This window comes from Enterobacteriaceae bacterium ESL0689 (assembly GCA_029433525.1).
GTDB lineage: Bacteria > Pseudomonadota > Gammaproteobacteria > Enterobacterales > Enterobacteriaceae > JAQTIF01.
The window spans coordinates 539,466-554,303 of record JAQTIF010000002.1; the positions used below are offsets into that span (position 1 = coordinate 539,466).

The window sequence follows — 14,838 nt, forward strand, 5'->3', positions numbered from 1 at the left end:
CATGTAATGAGTTGTTTTAGTATATTAACCCAACACACTCATCTCATTACAACCTATAAAACCTGATGAATAATATAGATACACTGATCAATAATAATGCGTTGTGGTCGAAAATGCTGGTGGAGGGAGATCCCGACTTTTTCGCCAAATTATCTGAGCATCAGAAACCACGTTTTCTCTGGATTGGCTGTTCCGATAGTCGTGTTCCGGCAGAACACTTAACCGGACTGGATTCTGGCGAGCTGTTTGTTCATCGTAATGTGGCGAACCTGGTGATACATACTGATCTCAACTGTCTGTCGGTGGTGCAGTATGCCGTTGATGTGCTGCAAGTTGAGCACGTTATTATCTGCGGTCACTATGGCTGTGGGGGCGTTCATGCTGCTATAGAAAACGCTGAGCTGGGTCTGATCGATAACTGGTTGCTGCATATCCGCGATATCTGGTTTAAACATAGCACTCTGCTGGGCGAGATCGCCGAAGAGCATCGTCTTGATACCTTATGTGAGCTGAATGTCATCGAACAGGTGTATAACCTCGGTCATTCGACGATTCTGCAATCGGCATGGAAACGGGGACAGAAAATAACCGTTCATGGCTGGACTTATGGCCTCCATGATGGTTTGCTGCGTAATCTTGATGTCACCGCCACCAGCCGAGAAACCCTTGAGCAACGTTACCGCCAGGGAATGTCTAACCTCAAGAGTAAGTTGCTCCATCGCAAATAATGGATTGATCGTCTTCAGCCCCGGCGACAGTATAGCGCATCACCGGGGCAGCCTGTGTGGCTACTCATCCAGTAAAACAACTTTACCGATGTAAGGCAGATGACGATAACGCTGAGCATAATCGATGCCATAACCGACAACGAAATCATCGGCGATGGAAAAACCAATAAACTCTACCGGTACACTGACTTCACGGCGACTTGGTTTATCCAGCAGTGTGCAGATAGCCAGTGATTTCGGTTGCCGCAGGCTGAGTATTTCGCGTACTTTCGCTAAGGTATTGCCGGAATCGATGATGTCCTCGACGATCAGGACATCTTTATCGCGAATATCTTCGTCAAGATCTTTCAGGATTTTAACATCACGGGTGGTTGACATGCCGCTGCCATAACTGGAAACGGTGATAAAATCGACCTCATGCGCGACTTGTACCGCACGGCATAAATCGGCCATAAAGATAAATGACCCCCGCAGTAAACCAACCAGCACGATTTCATTGCCGCTATCCTGATAAAATTCGTCAATCTGACGACCTAATTCAGCGACACGCGCTGTGATCCTCTCTTGCGGAATCATCACTTCTACATAATGTTTCATTAACATAACCAGTTAACTTTTAATATGAATGATCATTTCAGTTATTGACAGGCTCACCCTGAGTAACAGAGGCGGCAGTATAACAGTAAAAGAAAGCCAGCGATGCAGGGAATCATAAATTCGGTTTTGCAGCCAGCGTCCCAGTTGTTCACTTCTATAATTAATGACGTTCAAAAAATTCACTAACAGATGAGTGTCCTGACTATGGCAGAAAGAAAATCGCAACGTCCCCCACTGCTGGTGGTGCTGACCGTATTGTTTGCTGCATTTTGTGGTCTGTATATGTTCATTGGCGGAATATGGCTGATTACCCTTGGCGGTTCCTGGTACTATCTTATCGCCGGTTTGATCATGTTGGTGGTTACCATCATGTTATGGGGTGGCAGGCGTTCCGCTCTCTGGCTCTACGCTATCCTGTTGCTCACAACGATGATGTGGGCCGTCTGGGAAGTCGGTTTTGACTTCTGGGCATTGGCACCACGCAGTGATCTTCTGGTGCTGTTAGGGATCTGGCTGATCCTGCCTTTTGTCTGGCAGCGTCTATTATTTCCTTCTTATGGTGCGGTGACTGCGCTGACTATCGCCCTGCTGATTGGTTGCGGTATTCTGATCTGGGCAGCCTGCCATGATCCCCAGGAAGTGAATGGTGTGCTGAGCACTGAAACCACCGTTACCGAGCCGATTTCTGTCGTGGCTGATAGTGACTGGCCCGCCTATGGCCGTAACCAGGAAGGGCAGCGTTATTCCCCGCTGAAACAGATTAATGCTGATAATGTCAAAAACCTGCGACAAGTCTGGATATTCCGTACTGGCGATCTCAAACAGCCCAATGATCCTGGTGAGATCACGAATGAGGTTACCCCGATTAAAATAGGTGACACACTCTATCTGTGTTCAGCCCACCAGCGCCTTTTTGCGCTTGATGCAGCAAGCGGGAAAGAAAAATGGCATTTTGATCCACAACTGGATACCAATCCCTCTTTTCAGCATGTGACCTGTCGCGGTGTTTCCTATCATGAAACAAAAGCGGCTAACAGTGATTGCCCGCGACGCATCCTGTTGCCTGTGAACGATGGCCGGTTATTCGCTATCAATGCCGATAACGGTACGCTGTGCCACTCTTTTGCCAATAAAGGGATGCTCAACCTGCAAACCGATATGCCGGTGACGACGCCGGGAATGTACGAACCCACTTCCCCACCGATCATTACTGATAAAACCATTATCATTGCCGGTGCCGTTACCGATAACTTTTCCACCCGCGAACCCTCTGGCGTGATCCGCGGTTTTGATGTGAATAACGGCAAATTATTGTGGGCGTTCGATCCCGGTGCGAAAGATCCCAATGCCATTCCGAAGGATGGGCATCATTTCTCCCTGAACTCGCCTAACTCCTGGGCACCAGCGGCTTATGATGCGAAGCTGGATCTGGTCTATTTGCCCACCGGTGTTACGACGCCTGATATCTGGGGCGGTTATCGCACGCCCGAACAGGAGCGCTATGCCAGCTCTATTGTGGCGCTGAACGCCACTACCGGGAAACCTGTCTGGAGTTATCAGACCGTCCATCACGATCTCTGGGATATGGATCTGCCTGCTCAGCCTTCACTGGCCGATATTGAGATTAACGGGAAAATCATTCCGGTGATCTACGCGCCAGCCAAAACCGGCAATATCTTCGTGCTCGATCGCCGTAACGGGCAATTGATTGTTCCGGCACCAGAACGTCCTGTCCCACAGGGGGCGGCACCCGGCGATCATGTGTCTAAAACGCAGCCATTTTCGGATCTGAGTTTCCGACCTCATAACAAATTGCGCGAAGCCGATATGTGGGGCGCGACGCCGTTCGATCAACTGATGTGCCGTATTATTTTTCATCAGTTGCGTTATGAAGGCATCTTTACGCCACCTTCGGTACAAGGCACGCTGGTCTTTCCCGGTAATCTGGGCATGTTTGAATGGGGGGGAATTTCTGTCGATCCTTACCGTCAGGTAGCCATCGCTAATCCTATGGCGTTACCGTTTGTCTCCAGACTGATCCCGCGCGGTCCCGGTAATCCAATAGAACCCCCGAAGGGAGCGCAAAGCGCCGGTACGGAAGCAGGGATCCAGCCACAATATGGTGTCCCTTTTGGCGTGAAGCTGAATCCTTTTCTGTCACCTCTGGGGCTGCCGTGCAAACAACCTGCCTGGGGCTATATCTCTGGCCTGGATCTGAAAACAAACAAAGTTGCCTGGAAAAAACGGATTGGTACACCTCAGGATAGTCTGCCTTTCCCGATGCCCGTGCCGTTACCTTTTTTTAATATCGGTATGCCGATGCTGGGCGGCCCTATCTCCACGGCTGGCAATGTATTATTTATCGCCGCGACTGCGGATAACTATTTACGTGCCTATAACATGAGTAATGGTGAAAAGCTCTGGCAGGCACGTCTGCCCGCAGGCGGCCAGGCTACCCCCATGACTTATGAAGTCAACGGCAAACAGTATGTCGTGATTTCAGCAGGTGGTCACGGTTCCTTTGGCACCAAAATGGGTGATTACATTGTTGCTTATGCGTTGCCTGATAGCGAACAATAATCAACCGGTTCCTTGCTATGTTATTGATTGATAAATGACACAATAGGGTATGTACTGTCAGAGCCCGTCGGGCTCTGACAGCATGGACGCTTAGAGCCTGGCCCAGCAGGCTTCGCTGCTTTTTATAAGCATTGACTCTCCTGGGCTATTATTTCCGCCGTAATGACACTACGGGTAAATCGAACATATAATTTCCAGCAGTGATGAAAAATTTATTTTATTCGCTACATTAATATGCTATTTTTATTTCTTGCCAACTATACAGACAGAAAAACTGTGTTTTTCTGTCTGTATAGCATGTCGTACATGAATCTTACCACCAGGTTTTAGCATTCAGATAACAACACCATCCGCTGAAATAAATTTTAAAATGTTTTTAACATTATAGAAAAAATATATTTACACCAAATGAAACGACTGACAAGGGATATTCTATGAGATTAATTATTTCATTATTTCTTCCGTGGTTAACTTTTTTTACCATCGGTAAGCCAATATCAGGGATTATTTGTCTGATATTGCAAATCACACTGATTGGCTGGATACCAGCAACCATCTGGGCTGTCTATTCACTCAGTCAGTACAAAACCGATCAAAAAATTAAAAAAGCACTTGATAAATAACTTACTGCCTATACCCTCTTAACGATTTCGAAATATTTTTATCAATGTGAAATTTATCTCGCATGATACTGAGGTCGTTTTGAGGGTTTTCTTATGATAGCTCATCGCGCCCTGCTATTTGAATAAACAACGGAATCAGGTAATATCTTTCGCCCTATTCAGCTCAGACCAAAATGGTAACTAAAATAGCCTGATGGATCAGGCTCTTAATCTATTCGCAGTCATCACGACAGACATCAGATGATATAAAAGGATATGGATATTTATCGGATGTAGTAAAAAAATATTCCGGTTATATTATTGCGTAATAAAGCGTACCTTTCCCATATAATCATAATAAATTAAGAGCCTATCCCATTAGGCGTTATTGGCGCAGCCAGTTTGGACACGGACAGCGCGGAGAAACCGCAGCGTACACGGAGTACGTGAGGATTTCGAGCACTGCCCAGGGACAAAATGGCCAGTAAAATAGCCTAATGGGATAGGCTCTAAATAAACGTTGTTTCTTATTTCTGAAGATATATGTTGCTTTAAAAAAGGTGTATTATAGCCCCCTGTTTTGATCTGGCTTCTTAGAGCCTGGCCCACCTGGTTAGTGACGCAGGCCGTCTGGCCCGGCAGCGCGCTGGAACCGCAGCGTACAGGGAGCACTGCTGAAGACCAGAATGGCAAGTCAATTAGCCTGATGGGTCAGGCATCAAAGCACTGCGGAAAAGTAAGAAATATGCTAACGTTGTACCTCATTAATTTTATGATAAACATAATGAAGCGATTTTTCAGAGTGGTCATGCTCAGTAGCCTGCTGATGCTTTCTCCGTGCAGTTACGCATTAAGTGAATCTGAAGCTGAAAACATCGCCGATTTAACAGCGGTATTTATCTTTCTGAAAAACGACTGTGGTTTCCAGGACGTTTCCAGCCAGCAGATTCGCCGTGCTATCGTGCTGTTTGCCGCACAGAACAAGTGGGATCTGAATAACTACAATCAATTCAATATGAGAGCACGCGGTGAAAATAGTTATTACGATCTCAGTAATATCAAAATCCCGATCCATAAAAAGTGCGAAGGACTGGCGCGTAATTCGCTGTATCTGCTGCCCTACGCAGGATGATCCTCCACATGTCGGCATATGTACTGCTAAAATAGTTCTCATTGAGCGTTACTTTTGCGGCTATACCCGCTTTTCTGATATGAACAATAAAAAGGAGTCTTCACGTGGCCGATAATCGCCTATGGCATGAAACGCTGCATAATCAGTTTGGTCAACATTTTACGGTAGATAATGTGCTGTATCATGAAAAGACCCACCATCAGGATTTAATTATTTTTGAGAATGCGGCTTTCGGACGTGTGATGGCGCTGGATGGCGTGGTACAAACAACCGAGCGGGATGAATTTATTTACCATGAAATGATGACCCATGTTCCGTTGCTGGCTCACGGCCAGGCAAAACATGTACTGATCATTGGTGGCGGAGATGGTGCGATACTGCGTGAAATCTGCCGTCATAATACTGTTGAAACCATCACGATGGTTGAGATCGATGCAGGGGTGGTTTCGTTTTGTCGCCAGTATCTCCCTAACCATCATGCGGGAGCCTATGATGACCCGCGCTTTACCCTGGTGATTGACGATGGGGTTAATTTTGTCAATCAGACCACCCAAACCTTCGATGTTATCATCTCCGATTGTACCGATCCGATTGGGCCTGGTGAAAGCCTGTTTACTTCGGCGTTTTATGCCGGTTGTCATCGCTGCCTGAATCACGGCGGTATTTTTGTCGCACAGAATGGTGTCTGTTTTCTGCAGCAGGATGAAGTGATTAATAGCTACCGCAAACTGAGTCACTATTTTAACGATGTCAGTTTTTATCAGGCCGCTATTCCAACTTATTATGGCGGTGTGATGACCTTCGCCTGGGCGACAGATAATATCGCGTTACGCCATCTGTCCAGTGAAATTATCCAGGCGCGCCTCCATAAAGCCGGACTGCAATGTCGTTATTACAATGCTGCGATTCATACTGCGGCATTCTCTCTGCCACAATATCTGCAAAATGCGTTGTTCGCCAGTGAATCGCAACAGGAGGTACGCTAAATTGAAAAAAGTAAAACTGCATGGCTTTAATAATCTGACGAAAAGCCTGAGTTTTTGTATTTACGATATTTGCTATGCCAATACTGCCGAAGAGCGTGACGGTTATATCGCTTATATTGATGAGCTGTATAACGCCAACCGCCTGACGGAAATTTTATCCGAAACCTGCTCAATTATCGGCGCTAATATTCTGAATATCGCCCGCCAGGATTATGAGCCACAAGGTGCCAGCGTCACTATTCTGGTCAGTGAAGAACCGGTTGATCCACGATTAATTGATAAAACCGAGCATCCAGGACCTTTGCCGGAAGCGGTTGCCGCCCATCTCGATAAAAGCCATATCTGTATCCATACTTATCCTGAAAGTCATCCGCAAGGCGGATTATGTACTTTCCGGGCGGATATCGAAGTGTCCACCTGTGGCGTTATTTCACCCCTTAAGGCGTTAAATTATCTGATCCACCAGCTGGAGTCGGATATCGTCACCATTGATTATCGCGTGCGCGGTTTTACCCGTGATATTAATGGTATGAAACTGTTTATCGATCATGAAATTAACTCTATTCAGAATTTCATGTCCAGTGATATCAAAGCGTTATATGACATGGTAGATGTGAATGTTTATCAGGAAAATATCTTCCATACGAAAATGTTACTGAAAGAGTTCGATCTTAAGCACTATATGTTCCATACCCGCCCGGAAGATTTAACCGCTGAAGCGTGCCAGATCATTACCGACCTGTTATGGAAAGAGATGCGGGAAATTTATTATGGCCGCAATATTCCCCAGATCTGAATCAATGATGGAGATCCGTTCTCCATCCTTAGAGCCTGTCCTGGCAGGCTATTTTACCTGCCAGTCTGGCTGCATCTGGTGAGTCAGGCGCATTCAACACTGCCGGGCAAATTCACGGTACGCCGCCACCACCTGAAGAAAATCTTCCAGGCCACATAACGACAGGCTCTCTTCATCGTAATAATGTAAGCCCTCTTCAGGTTCATCAGCGGAAAACGCCAGCTGGTTGGCACGGACGATCACCTCTTCACCATCCAGCCATAAAGTATATTCATGGCCGATATGTTGCCAGCTGCGTTCACTGCCTTTGAGGTTACATGCCGCCTGTTCGACTTCATCCAGCAGGGCCAGGTTATCTTTCACTTCTTCATTAAACCAGTGGCCAAGCGCTTCGTGTCCCATCGACATCCGAACCCTGACAAAACCGGTTATATCACGCATAAATTCGTAATCCATATTTCTTACCTGCTTTTTACCCAATACAGTGTGCTGGATACAAAAATGCCCGACACACTCCCTTGTGTCAGGCATTTTGCGCGACTTCGCCAGCAAACAGTTACTTCTTCTTCGCTTTCGGATTCGGTAAATCAGTAATGCTGCCTTCGTAAACTTCAGCGGCCAGGCCAATGGATTCATACAGCGTCGGATGGGCATGAATCGTCAGCGCAATATCTTCTGCGTCACAGCCCATTTCGATAGCCAGACCAATTTCACCTAACAGCTCGCCGCCGTTAACACCGACAATCGCACCACCAATAATCCGATGGCTCTCTTTGTCGAAGATCAGTTTCGTCATCCCTTCCGCGCAATCGGAAGCAATCGCCCGACCGGAAGCCGCCCACGGGAAAATAGCCGTTTCATAGCTAATTCCCTTCTCTTTTGCCTCTTTTTCAGTCATGCCGACCCAGGCAACCTCGGGTTCAGTATAAGCGATAGAAGGGATCACTTTAGGATCGAAGTAATGTTTCAGACCAGAGATAACTTCTGCTGCGACATGACCTTCATGCACCCCTTTATGTGCCAGCATCGGCTGACCAACAATATCACCGATAGCAAAGATGTGAGGTACATTGGTACGCATCTGCTTATCAACATGGATAAACCCGCGTTCGTCCACTTCCACACCCGCTTTACCGGCATCGATACTTTTGCCATTCGGTACACGGCCAATCGCCACCAGCACCGCATCGTAACGCTGGGCTTCCGCCGGGGCTTTTTTGCCTTCCATCGAAACATAGATGCCGTCTTTTTTCGCTTCAACGGCAGTGACTTTGGTTTCCAGTAACAGATTGAATTTTTTGCTAATCTGTTTAGTGAATACCTTCACGACATCTTTATCAGCGGCCGGGATCACCTGATCGAACATTTCAACCACATCGATTTCTGACCCCAGGGCATGATAAACCGTCCCCATTTCCAGACCAATGATCCCACCCCCCATAATCAGCATGCGCTGAGGAACATATTTCAGTTCCAGGGCATCTGTGGAGTCCCAGACACGTGGATCATCATGGGGAATAAACGGTAACTGAATCGGACGAGAACCCGCCGCAATGATCACATTGTCAAAGTTGATCACGGTGGTGCCATTCTCGCCTTCTACTTCAAGCGTATGCGAGCCGGTGAATTTACCGACACCATTGACCACCTTCACTTTACGGCCTTTTGCCATCCCTGACAGACCACCGGTCAACTGGGTGATCACCTTCTCTTTCCAGGTACGGATCTTGTCAATGTCAGTTTTAGGTTCACCAAACACAATGCCGTGCTCGGCCAGCGCTTTCGCCTCTTCAATCACTTTCGCTACATGCAGTAACGCTTTAGAAGGGATACAACCCACATTCAGACACACCCCGCCCAGGGTGCTGTAACGTTCTACGATCACCGTCTCGAGACCTAAGTCTGCGCAACGAAAAGCAGCAGAATAACCTGCGGGGCCTGCCCCAAGTACCACGACCTGAGTTTTCATTTCAGTACTCATCATGACCTCTGTAATGAGATTACCAGGAAAAAACCGACCACCAGGCCGGTTCTTCACTTACATCACCAGACGACGGATATCGCTTAGCATATTGTTGATAATAGTAATAAAGCGCGCACCATCCGCACCGTCGATCACCCGGTGATCGAACGAAAGAGAGATGGGTAACATCAGGCGCGGCATAAACTCTTTACCATTCCATACCGGCTCCATCGCCGATTTGGACACCCCAAGGATCGCCACTTCTGGCGCATTGACAATGGGGGCAAAATGCGTCGTTCCCAGGCCACCAATGCTGGAGATGGTGAAGCATCCCCCCTGCATTTCACCGGCCGTCAATTTACCGTCACGCGCTTTCTTAGAGATAGTGGTCAGCTCACGCGACAGTTCGGTGATGCTCTTTTTATCGACATCCTTAAATACCGGAACCACCAGACCATTGGGGGTGTCTACCGCGACGCCGATATTGATGTATTTCTTCAGCGTCAGGCGCTGCGCATCTTCAGACAGCGAGCTGTTAAAGCGCGGCATCTGTTTTAGCGCTGTTGCGACCGCTTTCATGATAAAGACCACCGGCGTATATTTGACGTCCAGTTTGCGCTTTTCGGCTTCCGCATTCTGCTGCTTACGGAAAGCTTCGAGATCGGTGATATCCGCTTTATCAAAGTGTGTCACATGCGGGATCACAACCCAGTTACGACTTAAGTTAGCCCCTGAGATTTTCTGGATACGTCCCAGTTCTACCTCTTCCACTTCACCAAACTTGCTGAAGTCTACTTTCGGCCACGGCAACATCCCCGGCAGGCCACCACCGGCCGCAGGTGCGGCTTCCGCGCGCGCGACCGCTTCTTTCACATAACGCTGCACATCTTCACGCAGAATACGGTCTTTACGCCCTGTCCCTTTGACTTTTGCCAGATTAACGCCAAACTCGCGCGCCAGACGGCGAATCAACGGCGTAGCATGGACATAAGCGTCATTTTCGACAAACTCTGTTTTATCAGCCACAGCAGATACCGGCGCGGGCGCTTTTGCTGCCGGTGCGGCTGGCGCTGGCGCAGCCGGTGCGGGAGCGGCGGGGGCAGATACCTGTACCGGTGCCGCACCAGCCACTTCAAATACCATGATCAGCGAACCTGTCGAGACTTTGTCGCCGGTCTGTACTTTGATCTCTTTCACTGTACCCGCGAACGGTGCGGGGACTTCCATAGAAGCTTTGTCCCCTTCGACGGTAATCAGTGACTGCTCAGCTTCGATTTTGTCGCCAACATTGACCATGATTTCCGTTACTTCAACTTCATCATTGCCAATATCCGGGACATGAACATCTTTTGCTGCCGCTGCCGCAGGCGCCGCTACCGGTTCAGCCGCTTTTTTCTCTGCCGTCGCCGGGGCTGCCGCTGCGCTATCCTCTGCCGAATCGAACAGCATAATCAGCTTTCCGGTCGCTGTTTTATCGCCAACCGCAACTTTGATCTCTTTGACCACACCCGCCTGTGGAGACGGGACTTCCATAGAGGCTTTATCCCCTTCTACGGTAATCAGCGACTGTTCTGCTGCCACTTTATCGCCGACATTGACCAGAATTTCGGTGATTTCCACTTCATCTGTGCCGATATCTGGTACTTTTATTTCGATAGCCATTCTTTTTTACCTCTTACGCCAGACGCGGGTTAACTTTATCTGCATCGATATTGAATCTGGCGATCGCTTCTGCCACCACTTTCTTATCGATTTCATCCCGTTTAGCCAGTTCACCCAGTGCTGCAACAACCACATAATCCGCATCGACTTCAAAATGATGACGCAGATTTTCACGGCTATCAGAGCGACCAAATCCGTCAGTACCCAGCACACGATAGTCGCTGGCAGGAATGTAATTACGTACCTGTTCAGCGAACAGCTTCATATAGTCTGTTGAAGCCACCGCTGGCGCATCGTTCATCACCTGCGCAATATAAGGAACGCGCGGTGTTTCCAGAGGATGCAGCATATTCCAGCGTTCGCAGTCCTGACCATCACGGGCCAGTTCAGTGAAAGAGGTCACGCTGTAAACATCGGAACCGATACCATACTCTTTCGCCAGAATCTGAGCGGCTTCACGCACATGGCGCAGCATCGAACCTGACCCCAGTAACTGAACTTTACCTTTATTACCGGCGAGCGTTTCGAGTTTATAGATACCTTTACGGATCCCCTCTTCCGCCCCTTCCGGCATCGCTGGCATGTGATAGTTTTCGTTCAGCGTGGTGATGTAGTAATACACATTTTCCTGTTTCTCACCATACATCCGCTCGAGGCCATCATGCATGATCACCACCACTTCATAAGCGTAAGCAGGATCATACGAGACGCAGTTAGGGATGGTCAGTGCCTGAATATGGCTATGGCCATCTTCATGTTGCAGGCCTTCACCATTCAGAGTGGTACGGCCAGAGGTACCGCCGATCAGGAAGCCACGCGCTTGCTGATCACCCGCTGCCCAGCACAGATCACCAATGCGCTGGAAGCCAAACATTGAGTAGTAGATATAGAACGGGATCATCGGCAGATTGTTGGTGCTGTAAGAAGTCGCCGCTGCCAGCCAGGAGGCACCCGCGCCCAGTTCGTTAATCCCTTCCTGCAATATCTGGCCTTTCTCATCTTCTTTATAGTAAGCCACCAGTTCACGATCCTGCGGGGTATATTGCTGGCCGTTAGGGCTGTAGATACCAATCTGGCGGAACAAGCCTTCCATCCCGAACGTGCGCGCTTCATCAGCAATGATCGGCACCAGACGATCTTTGATCGACTTGTTCTTCAGCATGACGTTCAGCGCACGCACGAAAGCGATGGTGGTTGAGATCTCTTTGCTTTGCTCTTCCAGCAGGGCGGAAAAGTCAGCCAGGGTCGGCAGTTCTAACTTCTCAGTAAACTGACGGCGGCGGGCAGGCAGATAACCGTTGAGCTTTTCACGCTGAGCATGCAGGTAGTTGTACTCTTCAGAACCCTGCGGGAAAGTAATATAAGGCAGTTTTTCGAGATCCGCATCGGCAACCGGCACATTGAAACGATCACGGAAATGACGCACGCCATCCATGTTCATTTTCTTCACCTGGTGAGCGATATTCTTCGCTTCTGCCACATCACCCATACCATAACCTTTGACGGTATGTGCCAGAATTACCGTTGGCCGTCCCTGAACTTCCTGCGCTTTTTTAAATGCGGCATAGACTTTCTTCGGATCGTGACCACCACGATTCAGTGCTCCGATCTGCTCATCAGTCCAGTCGGCAACCAGCGCGGCAGTTTCGGGATATTTACCAAAGAAATGCTCACGAACATAAGCACCATCTTTTGATTTGAAGGTCTGGTAGTCGCCATCAACAGTTTCGTTCATGAGCTGAACCAGCTTGCCGCTGGTGTCTTTCCGTAGTAGCTCATCCCAGCGATCACCCCAGATAACTTTGATGACTTCCCAGCCAGCGCCAGCAAAAATGTCTTCCAGCTCGTTAATGATTTTACCATTACCGGTTACCGGGCCATCGAGACGTTGCAAGTTGCAGTTAATCACAAAGATCAGATTATCCAGCTTTTCACGGGTCGCGATGTTGATAGCCCCTTTGGATTCCGGCTCATCCATTTCACCATCGCCGAGGAACGAGTAAACCTTCTGGGCGGAAGTATTTTTCAGGCCGCGATGTTGCAGGTACTTGAGGAATTTAGCCTGATAGATAGCGGCCAGTGGCCCCAGCCCCATTGATACGGTCGGGAATTGCCAGAAATCCGGCATCAGTTTCGGGTGTGGATAGGATGATAAACCGTGGCCATGCACTTCCTGGCGGAAGTTATTCATTTGCTCTTCGGTTAAACGCCCTTCGATAAAGGCACGTGAATAGATACCCGGCGAGATATGCCCCTGGAAATAGACCAGGTCACCGCCATCCTGCTCCGTATGCGCCCGGAAGAAGTGATTGAAGCAGACTTCATAGAAGGTCGCCGCAGACTGGTAAGAAGCCATATGGCCCCCTAACTCCAGATCTTTTTTCGAGGCGCGCAGTACAAGCATTATCGCATTCCAGCGGATGGCGGCACGAATACGGCGTTCCAGCTCCAGGTTACCTGGGTATTCTGGCTCATCTTCCACAGCAATCGTATTGATGTAATGGCCGGATGCGCTTCCGGCTGCGACTTTCACCCCGCCTTTGCGAGCTTCAGAAAGAAGTTGATCAATCAGATACTGAGCACGCTCAACACCTTCTTCACGGATAACCGATTCGATCGCCTGTAACCAGTCGCGAGTTTCGATCGGATCCACGTCATTTAATAAACGTTCTGACATGGCGGATTCCTTCTTTATCTATTCATTAGTTAATCTGGAACGAGTCCTGTTATGCTCTGCCAGAGAACGTAACCAGACAGGTTCTGCGTTGATTTATCGCGCACTTAAAACCGCGCTTAAGAACCGAAGTTCCCATCTTTTCGTTGCTGTAAACGACGCAGTGAGCGTTCCCGACGACTCTCCTCACGGTGACGATCCAGCAAAATTTGCTCAATAAATGCCAGATGCCGATGTGACGCTTCACGCGCCTGATCCGGCTTTCCGGCAATAATTGCCGCAAAAATATCACGGCGATGCTCGCTGACCAGGGAAAGCATTTCCCGGCGCGCATACAACAGCTCAAAATTATGGCGCATATTTTGCGCAAGCATGGGTTCCATACAATGTAAAAGATGAAGCAAAACAACATTATGAGCAGCTTCAGTCACTGCGATTTGATAACGGAGAACCGCCTCAGATTCTGCTTCTGAGTCGCCGGACTGTTGTGCCAGCTCAATGGCATGATGAAGTTCACGAATACGCGCTTTATCCTCATCCGTACCGCGTAAGGCGGCATAATAGGCGGCGATACCCTCCAGAGCGTGACGGGTTTCCAGCAGGTCAAGTTGCGATTCAGGATGGTCAGTCAGCAGCGTGACCAGCGGATCGCTGAAGCTCTGCCACAGATGATTCTGGACAAACGTTCCGCCGCCCTGACGACGAAATAACAGGCCTTTCACTTCCAGTCGTTGAATTGCTTCACGCAGTGAGGGACGAGAAACGTCAAACTGTTTCGCCAGTTCACGTTCAGGCAGCAATTTTTCCCCTGGGCGCAGCGTCCCTTCGAGGATTAAGCATTCGAGTCGCTGCTCTATTACATCAGATAATTTGGGCTGGTGAATTTTGCTGTAAGCCATATTCTTACCTCTGCCACTCATCCGCTGATATTGGTAAGACCAATTTATCATTCATCGTTTTAAAATAACAAAGTATTCACCTTATGTCCATCCTGATTTTGATTGAGATCAGATAAATTGTCTTAATTAACAATAAATTAAAAATAATATCAAGTAAAAATAACATTTTTTAAATAAAAACGGCAGGAGACCGAAGATAAATTTAACATTTATTATACG

12 protein-coding genes are annotated in these 14,838 nt (G+C 48.4%); 6 read left to right on the forward strand and 6 right to left on the reverse strand.

Features of this window, described 5'->3' with window-relative positions; all coding sequences use genetic code 11:
• The first annotated feature begins 65 nt into the window (after window positions 1-65).
• Window positions 66-728, forward strand: coding sequence for a carbonate dehydratase (gene can, locus PT300_14315; GenBank protein ID MDF7681691.1), 663 nt, complete (start codon window positions 66-68; stop codon window positions 726-728).
• Window positions 729-788: 60 nt separating this feature from the next.
• On the opposite strand, the gene hpt is transcribed toward can, so the two are convergent.
• Complete coding sequence (gene hpt, locus PT300_14320; GenBank protein MDF7681692.1) at window positions 789-1,325, reverse strand: hypoxanthine phosphoribosyltransferase; 537 nt, start codon at window positions 1,323-1,325, stop codon at window positions 789-791.
• Between the two features lie 204 nt (window positions 1,326-1,529).
• Between hpt and PT300_14325 the strand changes: the two genes are divergently transcribed.
• The 5 genes from PT300_14325 (at window position 1,530) to speD (ending at window position 7,421) form a co-directional block, all read left to right on the forward strand.
• Window positions 1,530-3,905, forward strand: a complete 2,376-nt coding sequence (locus tag PT300_14325; GenBank protein ID MDF7681693.1) for a glucose/quinate/shikimate family membrane-bound PQQ-dependent dehydrogenase — start codon at window positions 1,530-1,532, stop codon at window positions 3,903-3,905.
• A gap of 434 nt (window positions 3,906-4,339) precedes the next feature.
• Window positions 4,340-4,528, forward strand: a complete 189-nt coding sequence (locus PT300_14330; protein MDF7681694.1) for a YqaE/Pmp3 family membrane protein — start codon at window positions 4,340-4,342, stop codon at window positions 4,526-4,528.
• A 763-nt stretch (window positions 4,529-5,291) separates the two neighbouring features.
• A complete protein-coding gene (locus tag PT300_14335) occupies window positions 5,292-5,639 on the forward strand; it encodes a YacC family pilotin-like protein (GenBank protein MDF7681695.1) in 348 nt (115 codons plus the stop codon).
• 104 nt (window positions 5,640-5,743) lie between these two features.
• Window positions 5,744-6,625, forward strand: coding sequence for a polyamine aminopropyltransferase (gene speE, locus PT300_14340; protein MDF7681696.1), 882 nt, complete (start codon window positions 5,744-5,746; stop codon window positions 6,623-6,625).
• Between the two features lies 1 nt (window position 6,626).
• Window positions 6,627-7,421 carry an adenosylmethionine decarboxylase gene (gene speD / locus PT300_14345; protein MDF7681697.1) on the forward strand — a complete coding sequence of 265 codons (795 nt, stop codon included), beginning with the start codon at window positions 6,627-6,629 and terminating at the stop codon, window positions 7,419-7,421.
• A 93-nt stretch (window positions 7,422-7,514) separates the two neighbouring features.
• On the opposite strand, the gene yacL is transcribed toward speD, so the two are convergent.
• From yacL to pdhR, 5 genes are all read right to left on the reverse strand, one after another.
• Window positions 7,515-7,877: a protein YacL gene (gene yacL, locus PT300_14350; protein ID MDF7681698.1), complete on the reverse strand. Its 363-nt coding sequence runs from the start codon at window positions 7,875-7,877 to the stop codon at window positions 7,515-7,517.
• Window positions 7,878-7,977: 100 nt separating this feature from the next.
• The gene (gene lpdA / locus PT300_14355; protein MDF7681699.1) at window positions 7,978-9,402 is read right to left on the reverse strand and encodes a dihydrolipoyl dehydrogenase; all 1,425 of its coding nucleotides are present in this window, start codon (window positions 9,400-9,402) and stop codon (window positions 7,978-7,980) included.
• A 57-nt stretch (window positions 9,403-9,459) separates the two neighbouring features.
• The gene (gene aceF, locus PT300_14360) at window positions 9,460-11,046 is read right to left on the reverse strand and encodes a pyruvate dehydrogenase complex dihydrolipoyllysine-residue acetyltransferase (GenBank protein ID MDF7681700.1); all 1,587 of its coding nucleotides are present in this window, start codon (window positions 11,044-11,046) and stop codon (window positions 9,460-9,462) included.
• Between the two features lie 13 nt (window positions 11,047-11,059).
• Window positions 11,060-13,723, reverse strand: a complete 2,664-nt coding sequence (gene aceE / locus PT300_14365; GenBank protein ID MDF7681701.1) for a pyruvate dehydrogenase (acetyl-transferring), homodimeric type — start codon at window positions 13,721-13,723, stop codon at window positions 11,060-11,062.
• A gap of 116 nt (window positions 13,724-13,839) precedes the next feature.
• The gene (pdhR, locus tag PT300_14370; protein MDF7681702.1) at window positions 13,840-14,619 is read right to left on the reverse strand and encodes a pyruvate dehydrogenase complex transcriptional repressor PdhR; all 780 of its coding nucleotides are present in this window, start codon (window positions 14,617-14,619) and stop codon (window positions 13,840-13,842) included.
• Between the last annotated feature and the right edge of the window lie 219 nt (window positions 14,620-14,838).

Excerpts from the sequence above, each read along its gene's own strand:
- aceF (MDF7681700.1), bottom strand. The coding sequence starts at position 11,046 with ATGGCTATCGAAATAAAAGTACCAGATATCGGCACAGATGAAGTGGAA.
- PT300_14330 (MDF7681694.1), top strand. The coding sequence starts at position 4,340 with ATGAGATTAATTATTTCATTATTTCTTCCGTGGTTAACTTTTTTTACC.
- pdhR (MDF7681702.1), bottom strand. The coding sequence starts at position 14,619 with ATGGCTTACAGCAAAATTCACCAGCCCAAATTATCTGATGTAATAGAG.
- aceE (MDF7681701.1), bottom strand. The coding sequence starts at position 13,723 with ATGTCAGAACGTTTATTAAATGACGTGGATCCGATCGAAACTCGCGAC.
- PT300_14325 (MDF7681693.1), top strand. The coding sequence starts at position 1,530 with ATGGCAGAAAGAAAATCGCAACGTCCCCCACTGCTGGTGGTGCTGACC.
- lpdA (MDF7681699.1), bottom strand. The coding sequence starts at position 9,402 with ATGAGTACTGAAATGAAAACTCAGGTCGTGGTACTTGGGGCAGGCCCC.
- hpt (MDF7681692.1), bottom strand. The coding sequence starts at position 1,325 with ATGAAACATTATGTAGAAGTGATGATTCCGCAAGAGAGGATCACAGCG.
- yacL (MDF7681698.1), bottom strand. The coding sequence starts at position 7,877 with ATGGATTACGAATTTATGCGTGATATAACCGGTTTTGTCAGGGTTCGG.
- can (MDF7681691.1), top strand. The coding sequence starts at position 66 with ATGAATAATATAGATACACTGATCAATAATAATGCGTTGTGGTCGAAA.
- PT300_14335 (MDF7681695.1), top strand. The coding sequence starts at position 5,292 with ATGAAGCGATTTTTCAGAGTGGTCATGCTCAGTAGCCTGCTGATGCTT.